The organism is Entomomonas asaccharolytica (assembly GCF_016653615.1).
Taxonomy (GTDB): Bacteria; Pseudomonadota; Gammaproteobacteria; order Pseudomonadales; family Pseudomonadaceae; genus Entomomonas; species Entomomonas asaccharolytica.
On sequence record NZ_CP067393.1, the window covers coordinates 743,114 to 768,834 of the forward strand.

General features: G+C 37.3%; 22 protein-coding genes. 12 read left to right on the plus strand and 10 right to left on the minus strand.

Annotated elements, in window-relative coordinates:
• Nucleotides 1–159 precede the first annotated feature (159 nt).
• The 3 genes from JHT90_RS03320 to JHT90_RS03330 all read left to right on the plus strand — a co-directional run bounded on the left by JHT90_RS03320 (nucleotide 160) and on the right by JHT90_RS03330 (nucleotide 4,544).
• Complete coding sequence (locus JHT90_RS03320) at nucleotides 160–1,575, plus strand: acetyl-CoA carboxylase biotin carboxylase subunit (protein WP_201094051.1); 1,416 nt, start codon at nucleotides 160–162, stop codon at nucleotides 1,573–1,575.
• Nucleotides 1,576–1,592: 17 nt separating this feature from the next.
• Nucleotides 1,593–3,398 carry a sodium-extruding oxaloacetate decarboxylase subunit alpha gene (oadA, locus tag JHT90_RS03325; RefSeq protein WP_201094053.1) on the plus strand — a complete coding sequence of 602 codons (1,806 nt, stop codon included), beginning with the start codon at nucleotides 1,593–1,595 and terminating at the stop codon, nucleotides 3,396–3,398.
• Between the two features lie 114 nt (nucleotides 3,399–3,512).
• Nucleotides 3,513–4,544: a YiiG family protein gene (locus JHT90_RS03330; protein ID WP_201094055.1), complete on the plus strand. Its 1,032-nt coding sequence runs from the start codon at nucleotides 3,513–3,515 to the stop codon at nucleotides 4,542–4,544.
• Nucleotides 4,545–4,608: 64 nt separating this feature from the next.
• On the opposite strand, the gene JHT90_RS03335 is transcribed toward JHT90_RS03330, so the two are convergent.
• From JHT90_RS03335 to metG, 4 genes are all read right to left on the minus strand, one after another.
• The gene (locus JHT90_RS03335; protein ID WP_201094057.1) at nucleotides 4,609–5,232 is read right to left on the minus strand and encodes an NAD(P)H-hydrate epimerase; all 624 of its coding nucleotides are present in this window, start codon (nucleotides 5,230–5,232) and stop codon (nucleotides 4,609–4,611) included.
• A gap of 58 nt (nucleotides 5,233–5,290) precedes the next feature.
• A complete protein-coding gene (locus tag JHT90_RS03340) occupies nucleotides 5,291–5,626 on the minus strand; it encodes a hypothetical protein (RefSeq protein WP_201094066.1) in 336 nt (111 codons plus the stop codon).
• Between the two features lie 2 nt (nucleotides 5,627–5,628).
• Nucleotides 5,629–6,126, minus strand: coding sequence for a hypothetical protein (locus JHT90_RS03345; protein ID WP_201094068.1), 498 nt, complete (start codon nucleotides 6,124–6,126; stop codon nucleotides 5,629–5,631).
• Between the two features lie 112 nt (nucleotides 6,127–6,238).
• Entirely contained in the window at nucleotides 6,239–8,269 is a 2,031-nt protein-coding gene (metG, locus tag JHT90_RS03350) for a methionine--tRNA ligase (protein WP_201094070.1), read from the minus strand.
• Nucleotides 8,270–8,390: 121 nt separating this feature from the next.
• Between metG and JHT90_RS03355 the strand changes: the two genes are divergently transcribed.
• Nucleotides 8,391–9,116 carry a tetratricopeptide repeat protein gene (locus JHT90_RS03355; protein WP_201094071.1) on the plus strand — a complete coding sequence of 242 codons (726 nt, stop codon included), beginning with the start codon at nucleotides 8,391–8,393 and terminating at the stop codon, nucleotides 9,114–9,116.
• Nucleotides 9,117–9,229: 113 nt separating this feature from the next.
• Nucleotides 9,230–11,938, plus strand: a complete 2,709-nt coding sequence (locus JHT90_RS03360) for an autotransporter family protein (RefSeq protein ID WP_201094073.1) — start codon at nucleotides 9,230–9,232, stop codon at nucleotides 11,936–11,938.
• Nucleotides 11,939–12,005: 67 nt separating this feature from the next.
• On the opposite strand, the gene nagZ is transcribed toward JHT90_RS03360, so the two are convergent.
• The 3 genes from nagZ to JHT90_RS03375 are packed head-to-tail and all read right to left on the minus strand — an operon-like array spanning nucleotide 12,006 to nucleotide 14,211.
• On the minus strand, nucleotides 12,006–13,004 hold the full coding sequence (gene nagZ, locus JHT90_RS03365) for a beta-N-acetylhexosaminidase (protein WP_379971798.1): 999 nt from the start codon (nucleotides 13,002–13,004) through the stop codon (nucleotides 12,006–12,008).
• 8 nt (nucleotides 13,005–13,012) lie between these two features.
• Entirely contained in the window at nucleotides 13,013–13,510 is a 498-nt protein-coding gene (locus tag JHT90_RS03370; RefSeq protein WP_201094075.1) for a L,D-transpeptidase, read from the minus strand.
• Complete coding sequence (locus JHT90_RS03375) at nucleotides 13,510–14,211, minus strand: TetR/AcrR family transcriptional regulator (protein WP_201094077.1); 702 nt, start codon at nucleotides 14,209–14,211, stop codon at nucleotides 13,510–13,512. The genes JHT90_RS03370 and JHT90_RS03375 overlap by 1 nt, the downstream gene beginning before the upstream one ends.
• Nucleotides 14,212–14,497: 286 nt before the next feature.
• On the opposite strand from JHT90_RS03375, the gene JHT90_RS03380 reads away from it, so the two are divergent.
• The 4 genes from JHT90_RS03380 (at nucleotide 14,498) to JHT90_RS03395 (ending at nucleotide 17,837) form a co-directional block, all read left to right on the plus strand.
• A complete protein-coding gene (locus JHT90_RS03380) occupies nucleotides 14,498–15,247 on the plus strand; it encodes an electron transfer flavoprotein subunit beta/FixA family protein (RefSeq protein ID WP_201094080.1) in 750 nt (249 codons plus the stop codon).
• Nucleotides 15,247–16,176: an electron transfer flavoprotein subunit alpha/FixB family protein gene (locus JHT90_RS03385; protein WP_201094087.1), complete on the plus strand. Its 930-nt coding sequence runs from the start codon at nucleotides 15,247–15,249 to the stop codon at nucleotides 16,174–16,176. The genes JHT90_RS03380 and JHT90_RS03385 overlap by 1 nt, the downstream gene beginning before the upstream one ends.
• Before the next feature lie 85 nt (nucleotides 16,177–16,261).
• Nucleotides 16,262–16,519 (plus strand): YkgJ family cysteine cluster protein, encoded by a 258-nt coding sequence (locus tag JHT90_RS03390; RefSeq protein WP_201094089.1) that lies wholly within the window; start codon nucleotides 16,262–16,264, stop codon nucleotides 16,517–16,519.
• Nucleotides 16,520–16,532: 13 nt separating this feature from the next.
• The gene (locus tag JHT90_RS03395) at nucleotides 16,533–17,837 is read left to right on the plus strand and encodes an MFS transporter (RefSeq protein ID WP_201094091.1); all 1,305 of its coding nucleotides are present in this window, start codon (nucleotides 16,533–16,535) and stop codon (nucleotides 17,835–17,837) included.
• A 104-nt stretch (nucleotides 17,838–17,941) separates the two neighbouring features.
• Here the strand turns inward: JHT90_RS03395 and tal are convergent, their stop codons facing one another.
• Nucleotides 17,942–18,865, minus strand: coding sequence for a transaldolase (gene tal, locus JHT90_RS03400; protein WP_201094093.1), 924 nt, complete (start codon nucleotides 18,863–18,865; stop codon nucleotides 17,942–17,944).
• Nucleotides 18,866–19,050: 185 nt separating this feature from the next.
• Between tal and nrdR the strand changes: the two genes are divergently transcribed.
• On the plus strand, nucleotides 19,051–19,521 hold the full coding sequence (gene nrdR / locus JHT90_RS03405; protein WP_201094101.1) for a transcriptional regulator NrdR: 471 nt from the start codon (nucleotides 19,051–19,053) through the stop codon (nucleotides 19,519–19,521).
• Nucleotides 19,514–20,620 carry a bifunctional diaminohydroxyphosphoribosylaminopyrimidine deaminase/5-amino-6-(5-phosphoribosylamino)uracil reductase RibD gene (ribD, locus tag JHT90_RS03410; protein WP_201094103.1) on the plus strand — a complete coding sequence of 369 codons (1,107 nt, stop codon included), beginning with the start codon at nucleotides 19,514–19,516 and terminating at the stop codon, nucleotides 20,618–20,620. The genes nrdR and ribD overlap by 8 nt, the downstream gene beginning before the upstream one ends.
• 11 nt (nucleotides 20,621–20,631) lie before the next feature.
• Here the strand turns inward: ribD and truA are convergent, their stop codons facing one another.
• Nucleotides 20,632–21,486 (minus strand): tRNA pseudouridine(38-40) synthase TruA, encoded by an 855-nt coding sequence (truA, locus tag JHT90_RS03415; RefSeq protein ID WP_201094105.1) that lies wholly within the window; start codon nucleotides 21,484–21,486, stop codon nucleotides 20,632–20,634.
• A gap of 3 nt (nucleotides 21,487–21,489) precedes the next feature.
• Nucleotides 21,490–24,231 carry a FimV/HubP family polar landmark protein gene (locus JHT90_RS03420; RefSeq protein ID WP_201094107.1) on the minus strand — a complete coding sequence of 914 codons (2,742 nt, stop codon included), beginning with the start codon at nucleotides 24,229–24,231 and terminating at the stop codon, nucleotides 21,490–21,492.
• Nucleotides 24,232–24,639: 408 nt separating this feature from the next.
• Between JHT90_RS03420 and JHT90_RS03425 the strand changes: the two genes are divergently transcribed.
• Nucleotides 24,640–25,719, plus strand: coding sequence for an AbrB family transcriptional regulator (locus tag JHT90_RS03425; RefSeq protein WP_201094116.1), 1,080 nt, complete (start codon nucleotides 24,640–24,642; stop codon nucleotides 25,717–25,719).
• Nucleotides 25,720–25,721: the final 2 nt, after the last annotated feature.

The following is a 25,721-nucleotide window of genomic DNA, read 5'->3' on the forward strand; positions in this document are numbered from 1 at the left end:
TATCAGTTAGTTTATATAATTAAAATTATTAGTTAATGTATATAAAAACTGACTTCTCTCTATAAAACTTGTAATTATTACAAAGTTTAATTGTACCTGTATTTATTAATCAGTTAAATTATTACATCTTTTTATAACAATAAGTGCATGGGAGTCTATGTGATAAAAAAAATCCTAATTGCTAATAGGGGAGAGATCGCTGTACGGATTATCAGAGCCTGTGCCGAAATGGGCATTGGTTCGGTAGCTGTTTATAGTGAGGCTGATCGTCATGCATTGCACGTAAAACGTGCTGATGAGGCTTATAATATTGGCGAAGAACCTTTAGAAGGTTATTTAAATCCCCAAAAATTAGTTGATCTTGCAGTTGAAGCTGGTTGTGATGCATTACACCCAGGGTATGGCTTTTTATCAGAAAATCCTGAGTTAGCTAGATGCTGTGCGGCAAAGGGAATCCGTTTTATTGGCCCTTCGCCTGAGGTTATTCAGCTAATGGGCGATAAAACCCAAGCGCGTAATGCTATGATTAAAGCTGGTGTTCCTTGTACCCCTGGTACAGAGGGTAATCTTAAGGATGTAGATGAGGCTTTAAGGGAAGCTGAAAGGGTTGGCTATCCAATTATGTTAAAGGCAACCTCTGGTGGTGGTGGGCGAGGTATTCGTCGCTGTAATAACCCTGAGGAGTTAAAGCAAAATTATTCTCGCGTAATTTCTGAAGCTACGAAAGCCTTTGGTAGTGCTGAGGTGTTTTTAGAGAAATGCATTATTAATCCTTGTCATATTGAAGTACAAATTTTGGCTGATAGCCATGGCAATGTGATTCATTTATATGAGCGCGATTGTTCGATTCAACGTCGTAATCAGAAGTTGATTGAGATAGCGCCTAGCCCTCAGTTATTAGAAGCACAACGCCAATATATTGGTGGCTTAGCGGTGCGTGCTGCGCAGGCAGTAGGCTATGAAAATGCAGGCACAGTGGAGTTTTTGCTGTCAGATAACAATTTCTATTTTATGGAAATGAATACCCGTGTTCAGGTAGAGCATACTATTACTGAAGAAATTACGGGTATTGATATTGTCAGAGAGCAAATTAGAATTGCTGCTGGTGAACCTTTATCGGTTAGGCAGGAAGATGTTAAGTTTAGAGGTTATGCCTTGCAGTTCCGTATTAATGCGGAAGACCCGAAAAATAATTTCTTACCAACCTTTGGTAGAGTAAGCCATTATTATGCGCCTGGTGGCCCTGGTGTAAGAACAGATACAGCTATTTATACAGGCTATACTGTGCCACCTTATTATGACTCGATGTGTCTTAAATTAGTGGTGTGGGCGTTAACTTGGGAAGAGGCTGTTAATAGGGGCGCACGTGCTTTAGATGATATGCGCTTGCAAGGGGTTAAAACCACAGCCACTTATTACCAAGAAATTTTAAAACACCCTGATTTTAGATCAGGCCATTTTAATACTAGCTTTGTTGATTCTCATCCTGAGTTGAGTGAATACTCAAGTAAACGCAGACCTGAAGAATTAGCAATAGCAATCTCTGCAGCTATTGCTGCTTATACTGGTTTATAACAGCAAGGTAGATATAAATGACTAAAAAAATTCTTATAACAGATACTATCCTTCGTGATGCCCATCAGTCTTTATTAGCAACTCGTTTTCGCACTGAGGATATGTTACCTATTTGTGATAAGTTAGATAAAGTAGGTTACTGGTCTTTAGAAGTATGGGGTGGTGCTACCTTTGATGTTTGTGTACGGTTTTTAAAAGAAGACCCTTGGGAGCGTTTACGCCAATTAAGAAAAGCGTTACCTAATACCCGTTTGCAAATGTTGCTACGGGGTCAGAATTTATTAGGCTATCGTCATTATAGTGATGATGTGGTGCAAGCCTTTGTAGCCAAAGCAGCAGAAAATGGTATCGATGTATTCCGTATTTTTGATGCGATGAATGATGTGCGTAATCTGCAAGCAGCTATTGATGCTGTCAATAAAGCAGGTAAGCACGCACAAGGTACTATTAGTTATACCACTAGCCCTGTGCATACTATTGAGTCTTTTGTAGAGCAAGCAAAACAAATGGCTGATATGGGTGTGCAGTCGATAGCTATTAAAGATATGGCTGGCTTACTTACACCTTTTGTGACAGGTGATTTAGTCAAAGCATTAAAAGAGGCTTTAGATTTACCAGTGTTTATCCATTCCCATGATACGGCTGGTTTATCTACTATGTGTCAGTTAAAAGCGATTGAGAATGGCGCTGATCATATTGATACCGCAATTTCTAGTATGGCATGGGGTACGAGCCATCCTGCTACCGAGTCAATGGTGGCGGCTTTACGTGATACGCCTTATGACACTGGTTTAGACTTGGAACTAATTCAAGAAATTGGTATGTATTTCTACGAAGTGCGTAAAAAATATCACCAATTTGAAAGCCCATTTACTGGGGTTGATACACGTGTACAAGCAAATCAAGTGCCTGGCGGTATGATTTCTAATCTTGCTAACCAAATGCGTGAGCAAGGTGCTTTAAATCGTATTAATGATTTATTTGAGGAAATTCCAAGGGTGCGTAAGGATTTAGGTTATCCTCCATTAGTAACGCCAACTTCACAAATTGTGGGTACTCAGGCGTTATTTAATGTGCTTTCTGGTGAGCGTTATAAGACCATTACGAATGAAGTTAAACTTTATTTAGAAGGTCGTTATGGTAAAGCACCAGGAGAAATTAACGAGGAGTTACGCTTCCAAGCAATTGGTAATTCATTTGTGATTACTACACGCCCTGCTGATTATTTAGAACCAGAGATGGAGCAGTTAAGAACTGAAATTGGTGATTTAGCTACTTCTGAAGAAGATGTATTAACTTATGCTATGTTCCCTGATATTGGTCGTAAATATTTAGAAGAACGTGCTGCTGGCACTTTAAAACCAGAAGAGTTATTGCCTATTCCTAGCGCAGGTAGTGCAGGTGCTGCTGTATCTAGTGAAGGTGTAAGTGAGTTTGTGGTGGATGTACATGGTGAAAGTTACCGCATTGATATTAAGGGTGCTAGTGCTAAGGCTAAGGGAAAACGCCACTTCTACTTAACGGTAGATGGTATTCCGCAAGAGGTTGTATTTGAGCAATTAGTTTCTGGTGAGAGTGCTTCTGGTGGTCGTAAGCAGGCTTCTAAAGAGGGTGATGTATCGGTTGGTATGACGGGTACGGTTGTGGATGTATTAGTAAAAGAGGGTGATACTGTTAAAAAAGGTCAAGCACTCTTTATTACTGAAGCAATGAAAATGGAAACAGAAATTCAAGCCCCTATCGATGGCGTTGTTAAAGCCATTTATATTAAGGGTGGCGATGCCGTTAACCAAGGTGAGTTACTGATAGAAATTGAGGGATAATTATTAAACCATAAATGTGACTAACAGCACTAAACCATTATTGATAGGCTGCTAAAATACAACTTGTTATATTTTATAACGGATTTAATTTGTTGAATTAATAAGGTAATTAATATGAACAAGGGACGAATTAGTAAAACTAATCTATTAATAGGTAGTGCTTTAGTTGCAGTAATGCTTTATGGTTGTGGTGGTGGAGATGATAAAAAAGCATCAACCACTAATGGGGCAACAAAATCAACAGCCTCTTCTGCTTCATCTTCTAAACAAAAATCTGGTTCTTCAGCCGAAAATTTAGATAAAAAACTTGGTGTTTATATTAAATGCTATAACTCATCAAGAAGAATAGATAATTCTATTAATCGTTATACTGGTTGGGTTAAAGATATGGAACAAGGCCCAACAGGTAAAGAAAGAAATGTATATGGGTTATACAGTGTTGATTTGAAAGGTATTACTGAGTGTAAAACCAAAATTACTGATGTGGCTGCATTAGCCCCTGTTACTGATTTAGATAAAGCGGCTGTGGCTTTTGCTAACGATGCAGAAACTGTAGGTAAATTAATCGATGAGCTTTATAGTTACTACGATCAAAAAGACTATAAAGATGATGAGTTTAAAAAAGGTAAAGAGCTTCATACGCCATTTGCTAGCAGTGCTAAGCAATATTTAATAAGTGCCAACACATTTGCTGCTTTGATTGATGTAGAAAATGATAAAAGACAAGTTGAACAATTAGCAGAAATTGAAAAGCAACAAGGTAAGAATGCTAATTACTATCGACTATCCATTATGGTTCAATCTAAGAAAATAGCTAATTTATTGTATCAAGACAATTTTTCTGTAGATCAGGCAAAAGAGTTAATTGATCAGTATAGTAAAACTGTAGATGCCGCTTCAGATTATTATGATGATCCAAACAATAAAGACGCTATGAAAAAATTAGGCATGATGACTGATTCAAAACTTCGATCAGTTATTAGTGCGGCAAAAGATTTTAATAAATTGGCCAAAGAACGTTATAGAGGTGTGCGTGATAATAAGCCTGTTAGATCATCAAATCCTAGTACCGCTAAACACACTACGGGTACAGTACAAAATGTACAAGCTAAGTATAATGATTTAGTAAATACATTTAATCGTTAATTTATTATTGTACTAATCTTAAGGGTAATACTTTACAAGTATTGCCCTTATTTTTATTTGAAAGTTAGGTGGGAATCATGTTTTTCGGTAAATCTAAAATATCAACAATTACTTCCCCTGCTAGTTTTTTTCCTTGCTCTGTGTGCAAAGCTGGCTTATCACCTAAAAAAGTTAGCGTTGTTGTTGCCTTAATTGCTGCACCATAAATTGTACCTGTATAACTATCTAGGCCTGATGGAGTATCCAAAGCTAACGTGGGTAAATTAAAAGCATTTAATTGATTTATAACCTGTTGCCAGTTATTAGACAGTGGTCGATTAAGACCAATACCAAATAAGCCATCTATTATTAGTGTAGGTTGAGTTGTTAACTGATCTAAATGAGTAATTTCAGGTAGCTTATTAATATGGCATAGCGCTAAGGCTTTTAAAGCAGCAGGGCTTGCCACTTGCTCTGGAATAAAAAGCGTAATTTGATAATCTCGCGAGTGTAAATTTAACCCCGCCCATAAAGCATCCCCTCCATTATTTCCTGTACCTACAGCAATTAATATATGGCTAGAAGTGGGGTAGTGGATATTCACCCAATCAGCAGTAGAGCGTGCAGCACGCTGCATTAAATCAATCCCTGCTTTATCGGCAGTTTGTTCTATTTGGCGGAGTTGGGAGAGGGTGTAGGTTGGATTCATATTATTTGCTGATACTTTTTATTATTAGGGGAAATGATTCTATTTTCTTACTTCTTGATTAAATACCATCTCTAGCCATTGTAACCTGTGAACGCTTCTTCCATGCTATAGTTTTTAAACACGCAATTGCATGTTCATCATCTGCAAGGTTTTTTATTACACTTTTGATTTCACTAATTGCTACAGATGTTAATGATCTTGCAGTCCCTATAGGACCAGACGGTCTAGGAACATAATTGAATGTTGTGGTACAGGATTTGCTATCAGCTACCATTTGATAAACTAATAATACAAGGTCTTCGCTTATATTCCATTGTTTAGCTGCTTGTCCATACCACTTAGATAATATTTTATGCATATTTTCAGTGGTATATAAATCAACTAATTGTGACATACTTACTCTCCCTGTTTTATAGTGGATAAAATTCGTTTTATCTCTGAATCAGTAAATCCTGTAAAGTCTATTAAATAATAATAATCTTTCTTATCATTAATAAAGAAAACACTTTTATATATTTTGTTAGCTGCTTTAAACTCATCATCAATGATTAATATTTGATAATCCTTAGTTATTAATTCAATAACTGGTGTATTGCATGGAAACTCCCATTTATTAAATAATTGTTCCGCTCTTTTTTCTTTATCTCCAAAACTTTCTGGAATTAATTGAAAGCCAATATATTTATTTTTATCATAGATTAATATAGGGGAATCAGAACCATAAAGCATTTGCTTGGGTGGTGGAACATCAAAGGATAACTTATTCAATAATCTATTGTTAAAGGTAAGTTCTTTTGATTGTTGATACTTTAACTCTTGCGAAACTATTTTACATTCATTAGCAATAACAAAACTACTATATAAAAGAGCAATAAATAATATAATCTTTTTCACGCATAACTCCTTTTACTAGTTGTGTTTTAAGCATACTAAAATAAAATGCCCTCAACAAGAGGGCATATTTGTTTTACTTTAATGATGAGTTGAGGGGTAATAATTATAATGGCTATTTAACCCTTTGCCCTGGTATTGCACCGCTATCTGGACTTAGTAAGTAAATTTCTTCACCACCAGGACCAGCAGCCATTACCATACCTTCCGACATACCAAAACGCATTTTTCTTGGTTTTAGATTGGCTACCATTACTGTTAAACGACCTTCTAATTTACTGGGGTCTTTATAAGCACTTTTAATCCCTGCAAAGACATTACGTTGTTGGTCACCAATATCCAAGGTTAATTGTAATAGTTTATCTGCACCTTCTACATGTTGTGCTTTGATAATTTTTGCCACACGCATATCTACTGCAGCAAAAGCATCATATTCAATTTCAGGGGCTAATGGGTCTTTTGTTAACTCGCCATTGCCTTTAGGCGCACTTTCTGCTTTTAGGTCTTCTTTAGAGGCTTCTACCATGGCATTCACTTGATCTTGTTCAATACGTGTCATTAAGGGTTTAAACTCATTAAGTTGATGATTAGCTAAAGGCGTTTGATAATCAGCCCATATTAAAGGCTCAATATTTAAATAAGCTTCTGCTTTATTAGCTAATTCAGGTAATACAGGTTTTAAAGTAAGCACTAATAAACGGAATAGATTAATACCTAATGCACAAATCTCCTGTACTTCTTGTTGTTTACCTTCTTGTTTATTTAAAGCCCAAGGTGCTTTGTCAGCAATCCACGCGTTAGCTTGGTCTGCTAACGCCATAATTTCACGCATTGCTTTGTTAAAGTCACGTGCTTCATAAGCTTCTGCAATTGTTGGAATAGTATCTTGGAAGGCTTGCCATAATTGTGGAGCAGGATTGGCTTCTACTAATATGCCATTATTACCACGGGCAATAAAACCAGCACAACGACTCGCAATATTAACTACTTTGCCCACTAAATCTGAGTTTACCTTTTGAATAAAATCTTCAAGGCTTAAATCCAGATCATCCACAGTACGCGTAAGCTTACTTGCGTAGTAATAGCGTAAGTATTCTGGTTGTAAGTGGTCTAAGTAGGTGCGAGCTTTAATAAATGTCCCTCTTGACTTGGACATTTTTGAGCCATTAACGGTTAGGTAGCCATGGACATTAATCGCAGTAGGTTTGCGATAACCTGCACCTTCTAGCATTGCAGGCCAAAATAGGGCGTGGAAGTTAACAATATCTTTACCAATAAAATGGTAAACCTCTGCCTCAGAATCTTTTTTCCAAAAACTATCAAAATCTAGTTGTGGATGTTGTTTGCATAAGTTTAATAAGCTAGCCATATAGCCAATAGGTGCATCTAGCCATACATAGAAAAACTTATTTGGTTCACCAGGAATTTCAAAACCAAAATAAGGAGCATCACGAGAAATATCCCACTCTTGTAAACCAGCATCTAACCATTCAGCTAATTTATTAGCAACAGATTCTTGCAGAGTACCACTGCGTGTCCAAGTTTTAAGCATTTCTGTGAAATCTGGTAATTTAAAGAAGAAATGCATTGATTCTTTAAGTACTGGGATAGCGCCAGAGATAGTGGATCTTGGATTTTTTAATTCCGTTGCATCATAAGTTGCACTGCATTTTTCACAGTTGTCACCGTATTGATCTTCTGCGCCACAACGAGGACATGTGCCTTTAATAAAACGATCGGCTAAGAACATTTTCTTTTCAGGGTCAAAATACTGGGTTACTGGGCGAGCAGCTATATGATTATTTTCTTTTAGCTGTAAATAAATCTTTTCTGATAGTTCTTTATTCTCAGGGCTATGGGTTGAGTAAAAATTATCAAATGCTACAAAGAAATCAGCAAAGTCTTTGCTGTGTTCTGCACGAACGTTATCAATTAATTGTTCTGGAGTAATCCCTTCCTTTTCAGCACGTAACATAATGGCTGACCCATGAGCGTCATCAGCACACACATAAATAGCTTGATGACCACGCATTTTTTGAAAACGAACCCAAATATCAGTTTGAATATATTCAACTAAGTGACCTAAATGTATTGAACCATTGGCATAGGGTAAGGCACTGGTAACAAGTATTTTACGGGTTGTCATGGTGTTTGCCGTTATTTCCATCAAGTTAAAAGGGTTATTGTACTAAATTTATTACACTTTGCCGTGTAAAATAAGTTAAATTAACCATCAATTATAGATAACAGTAGGCTTATTATTCCAGATGAAAAATAATCTTTTTAGTAAATTATGGATTAGAAGCTGTTTATTACTTTGCTGCTTATTGGTGTTGCAAGGTTGTGTTTCTCAAACTATAAAAAGTATTGATTATAAAAATGATATTGTTAATGGTGCTGAGCAAGGAAATGCTGAAAAACAATTTTTATTAGGTTGGCATTATCAATATGGTTGGATTGTACCTAGAGATAATGGTCAGGCAGTTTATTGGTATGAGAGAAGTGCATGGCAAGGTAATGCTAAAGCTGAGTTTCACTTGGCGAATATGTTTGAAAAAGGCATAGGTACTGCTCAAAATAAAGCTCGTGCAATCTATTGGTATCGTAAAGCAGCCGCACAAAATTATATTGAAGCTCAGATTAATTTAGGTTGGCTTTATTTATTGGGTGAAGACATTGATAAAAATAACGAAGAAGCACTTTACTGGTTTAAACGTGCTGCTGATCTAAATGATGGTGGTGCAATGGTTATTTTAGGTAGTTTATACCGTTATGGACAAGGCGTTGCAAAGGATAGTCAGCAGGCTATATATTGGTATGAGTTGGCCACTAAACAGAATAGGGTAGTAGCAATGTTTTTGTTGGGTGATATGTATCAAAAAGGAGATGGAATAAATAAAAATATGTCATTAGCTAAAGCGTGGTTTCAAAAAGCAGCTAGCCAAGGTTATCAGCCAGCTAATGATAGGTTAATGAATTTATTAAATAATTAGCATATTAGTTATATTTTTGCAATAAGACTTAAAACTGAGTATATTTGATACAAATTTTTCTATGATTAATTATAATAGAAAAAACCTTATAATGTTGTTAATGGAATAATATTATGTTTGCCAAATGTTCTAAAGGGAAGTTGCTGTTAAGTGTTTCCCTTATTTTCACAATAAAACCTATCTTTGCTTTAGATCCTGCCTACCAAGCTCCAACGGGTACAAATTTAGTGGTGGATAATAAAACTATAACCACTATTGCTGATACATCTGTTTCAGGAGGAGGGGTTATAGTAGGTGATCCAAGACTTGGTAATAATCTTGGTAATGTAACCTTAACGCTAACAAATAGTATTGTTGATTTAAATCAGAATAGTGTTTCACATGCAGTTAGAACGGGTTCTTATAGTACTGGCGCTATATTAACAACTAGTATTAGTAATTCAACTATTAAATTAGTGTCTACAGGTAGTAATCCTGCAAACACGATAGGTGTCATATCAGAATCGCATAGTAGTGGACAATCCCATCTGCTAAATTTAGAAGATGTAAATATAGATGTTACAGGGACAGGAACTAATTTTTCAACAGGAATATTAGCGTATTCTACAAATGGTGCCGCAACAATTGATATTCAACTTTTCGGGGTCAATAGCATCAAGGCAACGGGTAGTTCTAATTATGTTGCAGCTATTGATGCAGGCTTTAATGGTGGAAGTGATAATATTACCATACAAGAACATGATGCAGGTGGGCAAATTATAGCTGTGTCAAATGGTAATGCAACAAGCTATGCTATAAATGCTAATACAGGAGGTGGTGGTTCTATTATAATTAATACACAATCAGAGATTATTGCTACTTCAACCGCTGGTAGTGCTTATGGTATATCAGCAATTGGAGATGTGGTAGAAGTTGAAAACTTAGGTTCCATTACTGCTGAAGGTGTAAATAGCTATGGTATTTTTTCTACCGCTACAAGTACTGCCACGTTAAATATTAAATCTAATATCATGGCACAAGGTAGTAATACTTCATATGCTATTTATAGCCAAGCAGGGTTAGGTGATAATAACATTAATATTGCAGAAGGTATTTATGTTCATGGGGGAGACAGGGTAGGTGCAGCAGTTTATATGACAAGCGCATTGGGAAATCAGGTACTAAATAATAATGGTATTATTAGCGCAACCAATGATCAAGCTATTTTTGGTAGAAGCACCTCTGGCAGTACTACAATAAATAATAATAATTTGATCACAGGTTATGTTGAGCTGTCAGGTAATACTGTTACTTTCAATAATAATGGCTTGTTTGATTTACAGGATTTTAGTAGTGGAACCAAAGGAAGCAGTGTTAGTAGTTTTGGAACAAATGGTACATTTAATAATGCAGGTGTATTGGCACTGTCAGAGAAGAATAATACAGGCACTACCAGTCATGCCACTTTAACGGGTCTTGTTAATTTTAATCATAACGGAATAATTGATTTAAGAACAGGCCAAAATAATTTGGCAGGTAATACATTAACAATTGGTGATGGTCTAGGAAACGGTAATTTTGTCTCTAATGGTGGTTCTTTATATATAAATACCAATATCGTGGCTACAGCAGGGGTAAGTGATAAGCTTATTCTAGATAATGTGGTAACAGGAGCCAACGGTGCAACTAGAGTGTTTATTACACCTACTGCAGGTAGTTCCTATGGTTTTTTAGCAGGGGATGGTATAGAAGTAGTACAGGTTAATGGTAACTCTTCTAGTAATGCTTTTGCTTTGGGACGTCCTCTGGTCAATGGTATTTATCAGTATGGCCTTTATCAAGGTGGAGCTGCTAATGCTTATAGTTGGTACTTAAGGAATATGCCAAATGCTTTTAATCCTATTGTGGGAGCTTATTTGGCTAATCAAGTGGCTGCAACCGAGATGTTTAACCAACAACTACGCGATCGTTTATTAGCTTCATCGTCAGATGTGGCAGCGGATACTTCACAATTAAATAGCTTGTGGTTACGCACTAAAATGACTCATGGCAGCCGACATAGTATACACGATAGTATTAGTAATAGAGACCGTATGTATATTATGCAATTGGGTGGTGATCTAGGTGTTTGGCGTTTAAATGAGGGCAATTTGCATGTGGGGGTTATGGCTGGTTATGGTGATTATAAAAATACCAGTACATCACGCGCTACACGTATCAAAGCGGATTCCACTGTTAAGGGCTACAATGTGGGCGCTTATGCTAGTTGGTTCCAAAATGACGATTCCGCATTAGGTTTATATGTGGATACTTGGACACAATATGGTTGGTTCCGCAATGAGACTAAAGGAAAAGAGGTTTCAGGCAATAAAAAATACAACAGCAATGTATGGAGTAACTCACTAGAAGTTGGATATGGTGTGGTATTAGGCCAACAACATACAACACAGTGGATTGCAACACCACAAGCACAGTTAACCTACCATTATTATGATACTGATAATTTATATGATAGACACAATGAGTTATGGGTTACAGATAATAAAGGAAGTGGTTTAATGTCGAGGGTGGGCGTGCGTTTGCATGGACGGGATGTTGAGCGTAAGCAAGCCATTGAACCCTTTGTGGAAGTTAATTGGATTAATAATACAACTAAAAATCAGTTAGAATTTAATGGTACAGAGTTACGTGATGGAATGCCTAAAAATCGTTTTGAAGCTAAATTGGGGCTACAAGGTAATATAACTAATCGCTTTAATGTTTCAGCTCAAGTGGGTGGGCAATGGGGGCGTAATAAATTTGATCAGTATCAGGGACAATTAAATGTTAATTACCGATTCTAAAGCGTGATTATTAGTCTATAAATAAAAAAGGTAATCAAATGATTACCTTTTTTTATGGCTAATATAATTAAACGAGTAATTGAGCTTGTTGTAATGTTTGTATTGCTTCTAACCAAGCTGGTTGGGCTTTATAATCCGTACTAGGCGTTACCTTAGTTTTCATCATGGCTAGTTTTTGGCTAGGGGTTATATTTAGTTGTTGAGTTATAACTAAAGCCTCTTCTGCCATTGCTCGATCATTGCAGACTAAAGCCATATCACAACCTGCACCAAAAGCAGCGGTTACACGATTATCAATATTACCCACTGCATGAGCTCCTGCCATGGATAGATCATCGCTAAAAATAATGCCTTTAAACTGTAGTTCTTGGCGTAAGATAGTTTGTATCCAATATTCAGAAAAACCTGCAGGTTTATTATCTACTTGGCTGTAGATGATATGTGCAGGCATGATGCCCACTAATTGTTGCGATAACTTTGTGAAAGGGATTAAATCAGTTTTTCTGATTTCATCTAAAGAACGCTCATCTTCTGGAATAACAAAATGAGAGTCACCTGTTACCCAGCCATGTCCAGGGAAGTGTTTACCCGTGGCTTGCATACCTGCTTTTTGCATACCTGCAATAAAAGCGCTGGCTAATTCTGTTACTTTCTCTGGATTATTAGCAAATGCGCGTTTACCAATGACTTGATTTCTATTGTAGTTAATATCTAATACAGGGGCAAAGCTAATATCAAGGCCTATAGCTAGTACTTCTGTAGCCATCAGCCAACCACAGTAGTTAGCAAGCTCCAGTGCATTAGGATGATCAATAAAGCTGCCCATAGCGGGTAATGCTAGCATATTTTGACGTAGTCGTTGCACGCGCCCACCTTCTTGATCAATCGCTAAAATTAGATCAGGGCGAATAGCATGTATGGAAGCACACAGTTCTCTTACTTGTTTAGGGTCTTCGGTATTGCGTGTAAATAATATTAAGCCACCGATTTCAGGGTGTTTTAAAAATTGACGATCTTCAGCCGTTAACCAAAGACCTTCAATATCAACCATTAATGAGCCTTGCATAGGATGCCTTATTCTGTGTAGGGTTGTTCACTGATCTCTACAGGACAGTGAATAGGAACTAACTCAAAGAGTTTAATTATATCAGTATTACGTAATCTAATGCAGCCGTGAGAGAGTGGGATACCCATAGGTTCAGTATCTGGTGCGCCATGCAAATAGATATAACGGCGGAAGGTGTCAACATTACTTAATCGATTGAAACCTAATTGACAACCACTAAGCCATAGGATACGGGTTAATATCCAATCTCTATGAGGGTGCTGTTGCGCAAGTTCTGGTGACCAAATTTCGCCTGTCCAGCGTCGTCCAAGTAGCACAGCGTTAATCGGTAATTCAGCACCAATTTTGGCTCTAATATAGTGTTTACCAAGTGGTGTACAATTACTATTTTGTAACTGTCCAGTACCTTTTAATGCAGTAGATACTGGCATGGTTAAAGCTAACTTTCCTTGTTTAAAACCATACAGTTTTTGATCAGCAACGGAAATAAAAAGTTGGTCTAACATTAGTTCTCTGTTAGCTTAGAAATATCATATTTTGCATTGACTAATGTTTCATCTTTTAATACAGGTGCAGCCAATAATCCAGCCGTAATATAAGGTGCCATTAACTGAATAACTTGTGATATTTTGATGGAAGTTTTAAATTCTTTTTTCATTAATGTTTTAAAATATTCCATACTAGCGATATTAAGTAAAATAGTCCCTAAACTAAAATGTAGCCGCCAAAACCATTCTACTTCAGAAATATTATCATTATGGGCTGCCTTTCTTAACATAAGCCCAAAACGATAGAATACAATGCCAAAGTCATTGGTCATATATTCATGTAAAAATAGTTGCTTTTGCAATAACGCATTGCTAAATAGCCGCATAAAGGTTACTACGCCTTTAGAGCTATGTGTTTTTATAGATACAATTAACTCCATAAAGATACTTAACAGTTCTTCAGTGGAAGGAGTAGCATTTTGTTTTGACTCATAATAATCTAATTTCTTTTCAAGTTCAGAGCAAAACTGGGTTAAATATCTTGAAAAAATGGCTTTAATAAGACCTTCTTTTGAACCAAAGTGATAATTTACCGCTGCTAAATTAACTTCTGCTTCAGCAGTAATAGAGCGTAATGATGTTTCAGTGAAACCTCTTTCTGCGAATAATTGTTCAGCAGCATTATAAATACGTTCTATGGTTTTATCAGATGCTTTCATTGTGTCTTTCCAATAGATTAAGGCAATTCTATGATTATAGTATGTAATTCTTGTTAAATGTTATCATAATAGTTAAAAAATTATAATAAAGTCATGTAAAGAGCGGTTATTTTACATAATAAGCTATTAAATAAAGTACCTAACTGGGGTCAATTAACTAGTACAAATACCCCTTTCACGTTAAACTACCTTATCTCATATAGTTATAATATTTTATACAATATCTTTATATGTCTATCATTAGTAGGCTAATTTTCACCCACAGCAGAAGATAAAGAGGACCCCCATGAAGGTACTTGTAGCAGTTAAACGAGTGGTTGACTACAACGTAAAAGTCCGTGTTAAAGCAGACAATACCGGAGTTGACCTAGCCAATGTCAAAATGTCAATGAACCCCTTTTGCGAAATTGCCGTAGAAGAAGCAATACGTTTAAAAGAAAAAGGCATAGCCAGCGAAGTAATAGCCGTATCCGTAGGTCCAGCAGCGGCACAAGAACAACTTCGTACCGCCCTAGCGCTAGGTGTTGATCGTGCCATCCTAGTAGAAGCTGAAGACAACCTAAGCTCCCTAAACGTAGCCAAAATACTCAAAGCTATCGTTGACAAAGAACAACCACAACTCATCATCCTCGGCAAACAAGCCATCGATACCGACAACAACCAAACTGGTCAAATGCTAGCTGCCCTTGGTGGTTACTCACAAGGTACCTTTGCCTCCAAACTAGAAATAGTAGGCGACAAAATCAACCTTACCCGTGAAATCGATGGTGGTTTACAAACCGTAGCACTCACCCTACCCGCCGTAGTCACTACCGACCTACGACTAAACGAACCACGCTACGCCTCCTTGCCCAACATCATGAAAGCCAAGAAAAAGCCATTAGAAACTACCAGCCCTGCTGACCTAGGTATCACTGTCAACAACACAGTCACCACCTTAAAAGTAGAAGCACCTGCGGCACGTAAAGCAGGCATCAAAGTAAGCTCAGTAGCAGAACTTGTAGACAAACTAAAGAACGAAGCGAAGGTGATCTAATGACAATCCTTGTTATAGCAGAACACAACAACACAACACTCAACCCAGCCACCCTAAACACCGTAGCAGCAGCCCAAGCTATTGGTGGCGACATCCACCTACTCGTAGCAGGCCAAAATGCCCAACCCGTAGCTGACGCAGCAGCCAAAGTACAAGGTGTAAGCAAAGTCCTGTTAGCAGACAACGCAGCCTATGGTCATATGCTACCTGAAAATGTAGCCAAACTTATTGTAGGCCTAGCCAACAACTACAGCCATATCCTAGCACCAGCCACTACCGATGGTAAAAACTACCTACCACGCGTAGCAGCTCTACTAGACGTAGACCAAATCTCAGAAATCATCGCTGTAGAAAGTCCAGATACCTTCAAGCGTCCTATCTATGCAGGAAACGCCATTGCTACCGTACAAACCACAGCCAACATCAAAGTGATTACTGTACGCTCTACAGGTTTTGATGCGGTATCTGCTGAAGGTGGTAGTGCAGCCATAGAAACCATCAGCGAAGCAACTGATGCAGGCGTATCCAGCTTTATCAACGAAGAACTGGCCAAATCAGACCGTCCAGAACTAACTGCAGCCAAAGTCATCATATCAGGTGGTCGTGGCCTACAAAATGGCGACAACTTCCAACTTCTCTATGCGTTAGCAGACAAACTAAATGCAGCGGTAGGTGCTTCACGTGCGGCAGTAGACGCTGGCTATGTACCTAACGACCTGCAAGTAGGTCAGACAGGTAAAATTGTAGCCCCAGAACTCTACATTGCTGTTGGTATTTCAGGCGCTATTCAACATTTGGCGGGTATGAAAGACTCCAAAGTAATTGTTGCTATCAACAAAGACGAAGAAGCACCTATTTTCCAAGTAGCTGATTATGGCTTGGTGGGGGATTTGTTTGAGTTAGTACCTGAGTTGACTAACGCGTTATAGGCAAATTTAAAGATTAGTGTTATAAATAACCCCATTCATAGTGTGTGAATGGGGTTTTTTGTTTAGATAGTTGATAATATTTTTTATGGAATGTCGTTTGGGTTGCGGGGCTTGTTGTATAGCTCCTTCTATTTCTTCTCCTATTCCAGGAATGCCTGATGGTAAACCTGCAGGTGTTCGCTGTGTACAGCTTAATGAGCAAAATCTTTGTCAATTATTTGGTAGTTCAGAGCGCCCTCTAGTGTGTTCGGCTTTTCAAGCAGAGCCTATTATTTGTGGTGATAATACTGAACAGGCAATGCAAATAATTACCGAGTGGGAATTGATAACTAAAGTATCTTAAACAGGTAAGGTTAATGTCACAGAAACATTTATCAACACGTTTGTATAACTATTTGAGTGGCAATAAACAAGATCAACAACAAAACAGTCATAGCAAAAATCAAGAGATCTTACAGCGTAATTTCTTTAGCCATTTATGGATTTCTTTAGGCAATAAATTAGCTGACTCTTTAATTAGCCCCCGACTTATTTTGCCTTGGCTATTAAGTGCTATGCATGCCCCCTTATGGGTGGTGAGTTTATTAGTACCTATTCGTGAAGCAGGTGCCTTATTACCACAATTAATTGTGGCCAGTGTTTTAAGGGTTAAAAAAATTCGTAAATGGGTATGGTTTAATGCTTGTATAGTATTAACGCTATGTGGTGTGGCATTAATAATATTGGCCATTACAGGAGAGGGTTTCTGGGGGGCTGTATTAGTACTTGTAGTATTAACTATTCTTTCTTTGGCTAGAGGTGTTACCTCAATTACCAGTAAAGATGTAATGGCTAAAACAATTGATAAAGAAAGTCGTGGTCATTTAATGGGGTGGAGTACTAGCATTGCAGGAGGGATTACGCTTGTTGCAGGTGTGATATTAGTGTTACTGACTAATCAACCTGGTAGACCCATAGTGGCAGGATTATTATTACTAGCTACTTTAGGATGGGCTGTAGATATTATTTTTTGTGCTCGTTTAGTTGAACCTGAAAGTGAAATAGAACAAGAACTAAAAGAAAAGAGTAGTTTAGTGAGAGTATGGGAGTTATTAAAAACAGATAAACAGTTTTTACATTTTAATATTAGTCGTTCATTACTTCTTTCTAGTGCACTAGCCTTACCCTATATAGCTATTTTAGGTAGAAATCACAGTGGTGCTAATCTAGGTAGTTTAGGTATTTTAGTGTTAATCTCTGGTATAGCAACGATGCTAGCTAGCCCTTTTTGGGGTAAATATGCTGACCATTCTAGTCGTAATGTTATGCGTGACAGTGGTTTAATAGTAGCTGTTATTTGTTTTATGATTACTTTATTTGGTTATTTACCAGAGTCCCTGAGCAGTACAGTGTGGCCTTATGCGTTCGCTTATGGTTTTGTGGTGATTGGTGAAACAGGCATTGGTATAGGCCGTAAAACCTATATTATAAATATGGGAGATGGAGAAAGTAGGGCACTTTATATTGCGTTATCTAATACTATTACGGGAATTCTAGTATTGATATTAGGCTCAATACTCGCTGCATTAAGCTCATGGACAAGCCTTGATGTGGTATTAATGACCTTAGCAGTAGGCTGTATTATTGGCGCATGGTCTGCCCAAAAATTACAAAATATTTAAAACTTAATAGATTTATCATTAATGATATAAATAAAAATAACTATCTCTCATTTAGCAATAATAGAATACTGTATAAAATGAGTAGATAGTTATTAGAGTAAATATCAATCAGCTAATAATTTCTCAAGTTTTTCTTGGTCTCTGGCAAAAGCACGAATACCTTCTGCGAGCTTTTCTGTAGCCATTGCATCTTCATTCATATTCCAGCGATATTGGCTTTCTGAGAGACTTTGCTGATTTTCCTGAGTTCCTTGTTCTGGCGATAATATACGAGGAAGCTTATTATTATCTTGTGCTAACTTCTCTAACAAGTCTGGACTAATAGTTAAACGATCACAACCTGCTAGTTGTTCAATCTGGCCTATATTACGGAAACTAGCACCCATCACAATGGTGGCGTATTGGTACTGTTTATAGTAGTGATAAATACGACTAACAGATTGTACGCCAGGATCTTCTACTGCTGTAAAGTCACGGTTTTCAGCTTTTTTATACCAGTCATAAATTCTACCAACAAAAGGTGAAATTAAGAAAACACCAGCCTCTGCACATGCAACTGCTTGAGCAAATGAAAATAATAGGGTTAAGTTGGTTTGAATACCTTCTTTTTCAAGTTGTTTGGCTGCTTGAATACCTTCCCATGTGGCGGCAATTTTAATTAACACACGTTCTTTATTAATACCTTGCTGATGGTAAATATCAATAAGTTTTTTGGCTCTATCAATAGTTGCTTGGCTATCAAAAGACAGTCTAGCATCTACTTCGGTGGAAATTTTACCTGGAATAACGTTTAGTATTTCTTTGCCCACTAGTACTGCAAATGTATCGCAAGCAACAGCAAGATCTTGTTTGGCTTTTTGTTTTACTTGATTTAGTTGTTGCTGATACTGTGGTAAAGCAGCTGCTTTTAATAATAATGATGGGTTGGTGGTAGCATCTACAGGTTTTAAACGGGCAATTGCTTCCATATCCCCTGTATCTGCAACAACAGTAGTAATTTGGCGAAGTTGTTCTAATTTATTTGACATAACGTACTCAATATAGAAAATCAGTCCATAGAAATTGCATAACACTACCTGAGTTAATTAAATTACTCAATGATATTGATTAAATAGATTGCAAAATAGTTAATAAAGAATAAAAATGCTACAAGTAATACAGTACAATAACTAAAACTTTTTCTAGGATCTTATATTCACTGGGAAGGCCTATTATGCATTGTCCATTTTGTGGTACTCATGATACAAAAGTGATTGATTCACGTTTAGTGGCTGAGGGAGATCAAGTTAGACGCAGACGTGAATGTATTGAATGTGGTGAACGCTTTACAACGTTTGAAACAGCAGAATTAGTTATGCCGCGGATAATTAAACAAGATGGAACGCGTCAACCTTTTAATGAGGATAAATTACGCGCGGGTATGCTCAGGGCATTAGAAAAACGACCTGTAAGCATGGAGTTATTAGAAGAAGCATTAGCAAGAATTAAACATAAGCTTAGGGCATCAGGTGAGCGTGAAATTAGTTCATTGAAAGTTGGAGAGCTGGTCATGGAGGAATTAAAGGGGCTAGATGAAGTTGCTTATATTCGCTTTGCTTCTGTATACCGTAGCTTCCAAGATATCAAAGCTTTCCGTGATGAGGTAGAGCGTCTTTCACAAAATACTGATAAGCATAATGAATAATCATCAGTTATGGATGAGCAAAGCATTACAGTTAGCTCGTCAAGGTATTTATTCCACTCATCCTAATCCGCGTGTTGGTTGTGTTATTGTTGCTGATAATCAACTGGTTGGGCAAGGTTGGCACCAAAAGACAGGGGGGCCACATGCTGAGGTGTTTGCTTTACGAGAAGCAGCGGAAAAAGCTAAAGGTGCAACAGCTTATGTTACATTAGAGCCTTGTAGTTATTTTGGTAGAACACCACCTTGTGCAGATGCTTTGATAAATGCAGATATTGGCAAAGTTGTAATTGCTATGCAAGACCCGAATCCACAAGTGGCTGGAAAAGGCATTGCAAAATTACATGCAGCAGGTATCGAAGTCATTTGTGGTGTATTAGAGCAAGAAGCAGAAACCTTAAATAAAGGTTTTATTAAACGTATGCGTTTCGGTCTACCCTATGTTACGGTTAAGTTAGCGATGAGTTTAGATGGCCGTACCGCGATGTATAGTGGTGAAAGTCAATGGATTACTGGAGCGGCTGCTCGTAGCGAGGTGCAGCGTTTAAGGGCGCAAAGTAGCGCGATTATTACTGGAGCTGATACAGTAATATTTGATAATGCAAAGCTAACAGTGCGAGCAGAAGAATTAGGGTTAAACAACACATTAACAGATTTAGCTTTAAAGAGAGTTCCCTTAAGAGTGCTTATTGATAGTAAGGGGCGAGTATCTTTTGATAAGGCTTTTTATCAATACCCTTATTCGTTAACAGTATCTAGTTTGCCTAAACCAGAACTATTAAAAGATGAGCAATATTGGATGCAGTTACCTTGCAATCAGCAAGGATATATTGATTTACAAGAGTTATTAAAAAAACTGGCTAAAGATTATGCAGTAAATGAATTATTAGTTGAGGCAGGTGCAACTTTAGCAGGCGCTTTTACTCAAGCAAAACTGGTGGATGAATATCAAATTTTTATGGCCAGTAAGCTACTAGGTTCTTCGGCAAGACCATTGTTAGACTTACCTTTGCAATCAATGTCAGAGGCTATATCGCTTGATATTAAGGATATAATAGCGGTAGGCGATGATTGGCTAATAAAAGCTTACCCACAGCAATAAGCTTTTAGTAATTAGATTTCCAAACCTGACAAGAAATGCGGTCCTATAAAGCGTTTGGGTATATCAAATTCTTCTGGGTATTCAACATTAACTAGATACAATCCGTAAGGTGGGGCAGTGACACCTGCCTTAGTTCTATCTTTGGCTTCTAAGGCTTCTTTTGCCCAACTAATATCGCGTTCACCTGCACCAATGGTCATTAGCAGTCCTGCAAAATTGCGCACCATATGATGTAAAAACGCATCTGCACAAACATCTAAAATAATCAATTTGCCAAATTTTATTACTTTAAAATGATAAATTGTTTTAATAGGTGATTTAGCTTGGCATTGCACTGCGCGAAAGGAGGTGAAGTCATGGGTACCGGTAAAGTAATTGGCTGCTTGCTGCATTTTATCAATATCTAAAGGACGAAAATTCCATGTAACTTCCTCAGACAGATGAGCAGGGCGTATAGGGTCATTATAGATAACATAACGATAACGCCTAGCAAATGCTTTATAGCGAGCATGAAAATGCTCTGGTACTACTTTTGCCCATGTTACGCTAATATCTTTCGGAAGATTAGCAATGGTACCCATAACCCATGCATTCATAGGTCTGCTTACATGTGTATCAAAATGTACTACTTGGCCACTGGCATGTACACAAGCATCTGTACGACCAGCAACAGAAACAGTAATAGGACTGTTAGCAACTGTGCTTAACGCTAGTTCTAAGGTTTCTTGGATACTGGGTATACCCTCTAATTGGCGTTGAAAACCACGATAGCGTGAACCATTATATTCAATACCAAGTGCTATTCTGGAAACGTTTGCGGCAGCCATTTCGGCTGCCGCATTCGAGTTACTACTCTTTTCTGTCATGGTTTATTTAAGTGAAGCTAATAACTGTTCTGCTTGTTGTATTTGTTCAGCAGTCCCTTCTTTTAGCACTTCTTCTAAAATATCTTTAGCACCGCTACTATCACCCATTTCAATATAAGCATTTGCTAATTCTAGTTTAGTAGATACTTCATCTTCTGGTGGAAGCTCAAAGCCAAGGTCTAACTCAGCAAGTGAAGTTTTTGTATCAACAGCAGAATCAACTAAGGAGATAGAAGGTTCTTCATCTTTCACAACTTCATTTTCTTGAATAGCAGGAGATTCTATAGGTGCTGTTGAATCATCGGTTGTTGAAGATTGATTGTCACCGCCAATAGAGGCTAATAATGATCTAGCTTCAGCTTGTTGACTATCATTACCTTCACGCATGATTTCTTCTAATAAATCATGGGCACCTTCAGTATCACCCATATCTATATAAGCGTTAACTAATTCTAATTTAGTAGTAACCTGATCCTTTTCAATAATTTCTTCCATCTCATCAACATTTTCTTCAACTGTTGTTTGAGGTGTATCAGTTATTTCTAAAGGTGGTTCAGAGTCACTGTTAAAACCTAAATCAAATTTAAAATCCTCTTCTTTAGGTTCTTCTTGTGGTGCTTCTTCTTTTTCAAAGTCAAAAATAGGTGAGTCTGAACTAAAGGTTTCCTCATCTAAATGTGCATCAAATATTGGTTTTTCTTGCTCTGTAGAGTCTGGAGTTATCTTTTCTAACTCAAAGTTTTCATCTACTTCGCGTGTTGGATCTGGTTCATAAATAACTTCTTGTTCTACTTCAGGCTCAGCGATATCTTGTGTAATATCAGGTGCTTCTTCTGTAGTAGGGGTAGATAGAGTATCAAAATCAAAACTAATATCTGTTACTTCAGGTTCTTTATTATCTGATAGTTCCTCTGCGGTAGAAACATCAAAAACAGTTTCTACAGGCGGTTCAATATCAGTGACTGGGGACTCTTCCAAAGTAGTTGGAGAAGAGAAGTTAAACTGTGAACCCGCTAGTGTTGGATATTTTTCTTTTAAAGTATCTATCTTATGTTGAGCAAGCGGATCTAATAAGATTAGTTCTTGTTCTTCTGTTTCAAAATTAGCTACATCACCTTGTTCTGCATAAACTTCCATTAATTTTAGACGATATTCAGTATTAGTAGGATCTTCTTGTAATGCATTAACTAATAATTCTTTTGCTTCGTCATAATGGTTGTAAGCTAGATAGATATCAGCTTTATCAACAGTACCCATTCCCTCACCAAGTTGAGAAAGTGGACTATTTAATGGTTGAGTCTCAGTGCTAGAAATAGCAGGTGTATCAACTTGTTCTGAATCGTTTAAGTCATCATCATCTAATGTTACATTACTTAAATCAACTACAGTAGCATCATCATTGGCAGCTTTTTTACGACGTAATAATAAGGCAACTATACAGATAAGTAGTAGACCTCCACCGCCAGCCATTAATAGCAGTTGGTTGCCAAGCAGTGATGAAATAAAAGATGGTTCTGGTGTTGTATCTTGTGTAACTGGCGTAGGAGCTTTAGGTTGCTGAGCAGGCTGTTGTGCTGCAGCTTGCTCGGCAGCTTTTCTAGCAGCAGCTTCTTGGGCGGCTTTTTGTGCGGCGGCTTGCTTAGCAGCAGCTTCTTGAGCAGCTTTTTGTGCTGCAGCTTCCTCAGCGGCTTTTTTAGCAGCGGCTTCCTCCGCAGCCTTTTTAGCTGCATCTTCGTCAACCTTTGTTTCATCAACAACAACTGGTTTAGTAGAAGATTGATCTAACTTTGTTTTAACTTCTTCTATTTGAGAATCTTTTTGTTTGGAAAGTTCCTCTAAACGACTAATCTCTGCTTGAAGTTGCTCTAACTGAGTACTTAGATCATCATTCTCTTGGCGTGCATTATCAAGTGCTTGCTTAGAACTTTCTAATTGGGTTTGTAATTGCTCAGCCTGCTTATTATCTACGGTAACTGGTTGTGTAGGGGTGACATCTGTTTTTGTAGCAGTCACAGCTGTAGGCGATTTAGTTGATTGAAGGAAAGCAGTTGCCTCAGCTACAGAAATTGCATTGATTTCTTTGCTAGTAGGTGCTTTTAATGTATAACCTGCTAATAAATGGTTAGCATTACCATTAATAAATGCTTTAGGGTTTTTCTTATAAATGGCTGTAGCGGTTTTGGCTGCTGAACTATTACCTCTTAACTTGTCAGCAACAGACCAAAGGGTATCACCACGTGCTGTTAAATAAGTGTCACCCTTAATAGTTGGTTGGGAAACTGGTTTTGGTGTAGTTACTGGGCTACTAGTAACAGGTTTTGCAACAGTAGTGTTAGCATTACCTGAGATAGGCAGATCCATTAATATAGTATATTCTCTGGATATTTTATTGCCTTGCCAATTTACATCAAGTAAAAAGTTTAGATAAGGTTCTTTTATTGGTTTAGTAGAGTTAATTTGAATATAGCCTTTACCATTCTCACCAAGAACTGTTTTAAACGTTAGGTTTGAAAGTTCAGAGGTACGATCAAGACCAGATTTAGCAAAATCATCTGGGCTTGCTAAACTAGGTCTAATATCAGCTGCTCTTAAACCAGCCGCATCAGATAGTTCGATTCTGGCATTTAATGGTTGACCATAGGATGATTTCCAAGAAATCTCACCCATATTTAGAGCGTATGCACTTGTTGTAGATAAAGTAATGGTAGTAGCAATAGCAGCAACCAACTTATGAACTTTTACCATAGTATAATCCCTTGAAACCAAACTTTTACGAGTTCTTAAAAAAAATTTTTCTAATAATACTATATAAATAGTGTTAATACGTAGTATTTCCTCTCATTTTAGTTATTTTAATCACTAAAATTCACTATATAGCACCTAGAAAATGGATTTTTGTTAATTAATATTCATCTAAAGTAATAGTATATCAATACATGTAACATAATTTATTCATTTTTGAACATGTAAAGTTAAAACTAATGAAATAAATAATAATCAAACAGTGTTTAATAAATCTCTTATAATAACCCATATTATATTGATTTTCTTGATATGTCTTAAGGTTAAGTTAAACATTTGCCCACTATTACCTGTAAAGTTTACTGGATTGTTTGTTAATAAAATGTTTGAAATTTAGAAGAAAAGTACTTCATGGCTATAAAAAAATTAATGTCAGCCACTCATTTATCAGTAGTGCAATGGTTATTTTTTATTGTAATGGCAGGTCTTTCTGGTTGGTTACTAGAAAAAATTGCTGTTCCTGCTGCATTACTGCTTGGTCCTATGCTATGTGCCATATTAATGGGGGTAAGTGGTACAAAAATTAGAATGCCTAAAGTATATTTTAAGTTTAGTCAGGGAATCATCGGTTGTTTAATTGGTCATGCTATGACCATGGGAATCTTAATAGAAATATTGCAAATATGGCATGTAATGCTAGTAGCTACTATTGTTACGTTAATCCTAAGTATATTAGTAGGTATCTTAAGTGTGCGCTATGGTGGCTTGCCTGGCTCTACAGCTGCTTGGGGCACTTCACCTGGTGGTGCGGCTACCATGGTAGCTATGGCAGAGGAGTATGGTGCTGATGCGCGTGTAGTGGCAACCATGCAATATATTCGAGTTATTTGTGTAGTGCTAATGGCAGCATTAGTTGGGCATATATTTGGTGCTACGGTGGGTGGTTATGAAACTATTCAGCCAGTTGTTATACAATGGGATCAGAGTATAGTAATTAATTTTTTAATTACTATGGTTGTATTAGTAGTAGGTGTCAACTTAGGACGTTATATTCCTGCTGGCTTTTTATTAGTTCCTATGTTGTTGGGGACTGTATTACAATTAGTAGGTATAGTGGATTTATTGATACCCCACTGGATGATTGCCATTGCTTATGGTGTTATGGGTGCATATATAGGCTTAGGATTTGATCGTGATACCTTGCGTTATGTTATGTATGCTATGCCTATTATGATTATAGCGTCGTTATTATTAGTTATTCTTTGTGGTATTTCTGCCTTAGGGGTCAGTTGGTGGTTAGGGGTAGATTATTTATCTGCTTATCTGGCAACGAGTCCAGGTGGATTGGATTCTTTGTCAGTAGTCGCTATAGATGTTCATGCCGATGTTGGGTTAGTGATGGCCATGCAAACATTACGGTTATTTGCTGTTATTTTAACAGGGCCAATGCTTGCTAAATATATAGCTCGTTTTGCATTAGTAAAAACTTAATA

Coding starts and splice junctions, on each gene's coding strand:
- truA (WP_201094105.1), bottom strand. CDS start 21,486: ATGACAGAAAAGAGTAGTAACTCGAATGCGGCAGCCGAAATGGCTGCC.
- oadA (WP_201094053.1), top strand. CDS start 1,593: ATGACTAAAAAAATTCTTATAACAGATACTATCCTTCGTGATGCCCAT.
- JHT90_RS03340 (WP_201094066.1), bottom strand. CDS start 5,626: ATGTCACAATTAGTTGATTTATATACCACTGAAAATATGCATAAAATA.
- JHT90_RS03335 (WP_201094057.1), bottom strand. CDS start 5,232: ATGAATCCAACCTACACCCTCTCCCAACTCCGCCAAATAGAACAAACT.
- JHT90_RS03380 (WP_201094080.1), top strand. CDS start 14,498: ATGAAGGTACTTGTAGCAGTTAAACGAGTGGTTGACTACAACGTAAAA.
- nagZ (WP_379971798.1), bottom strand. CDS start 13,004: ATGCAAGGCTCATTAATGGTTGATATTGAAGGTCTTTGGTTAACGGCT.
- JHT90_RS03395 (WP_201094091.1), top strand. CDS start 16,533: ATGTCACAGAAACATTTATCAACACGTTTGTATAACTATTTGAGTGGC.
- JHT90_RS03330 (WP_201094055.1), top strand. CDS start 3,513: ATGAACAAGGGACGAATTAGTAAAACTAATCTATTAATAGGTAGTGCT.
- JHT90_RS03420 (WP_201094107.1), bottom strand. CDS start 24,231: ATGGTAAAAGTTCATAAGTTGGTTGCTGCTATTGCTACTACCATTACT.
- JHT90_RS03390 (WP_201094089.1), top strand. CDS start 16,262: ATGGAATGTCGTTTGGGTTGCGGGGCTTGTTGTATAGCTCCTTCTATT.
- JHT90_RS03385 (WP_201094087.1), top strand. CDS start 15,247: ATGACAATCCTTGTTATAGCAGAACACAACAACACAACACTCAACCCA.
- JHT90_RS03425 (WP_201094116.1), top strand. CDS start 24,640: ATGGCTATAAAAAAATTAATGTCAGCCACTCATTTATCAGTAGTGCAA.
- JHT90_RS03360 (WP_201094073.1), top strand. CDS start 9,230: ATGTTTGCCAAATGTTCTAAAGGGAAGTTGCTGTTAAGTGTTTCCCTT.
- nrdR (WP_201094101.1), top strand. CDS start 19,051: ATGCATTGTCCATTTTGTGGTACTCATGATACAAAAGTGATTGATTCA.
- JHT90_RS03355 (WP_201094071.1), top strand. CDS start 8,391: ATGAAAAATAATCTTTTTAGTAAATTATGGATTAGAAGCTGTTTATTA.
- JHT90_RS03370 (WP_201094075.1), bottom strand. CDS start 13,510: ATGTTAGACCAACTTTTTATTTCCGTTGCTGATCAAAAACTGTATGGT.
- JHT90_RS03375 (WP_201094077.1), bottom strand. CDS start 14,211: ATGAAAGCATCTGATAAAACCATAGAACGTATTTATAATGCTGCTGAA.
- ribD (WP_201094103.1), top strand. CDS start 19,514: ATGAATAATCATCAGTTATGGATGAGCAAAGCATTACAGTTAGCTCGT.
- tal (WP_201094093.1), bottom strand. CDS start 18,865: ATGTCAAATAAATTAGAACAACTTCGCCAAATTACTACTGTTGTTGCA.
- metG (WP_201094070.1), bottom strand. CDS start 8,269: ATGACAACCCGTAAAATACTTGTTACCAGTGCCTTACCCTATGCCAAT.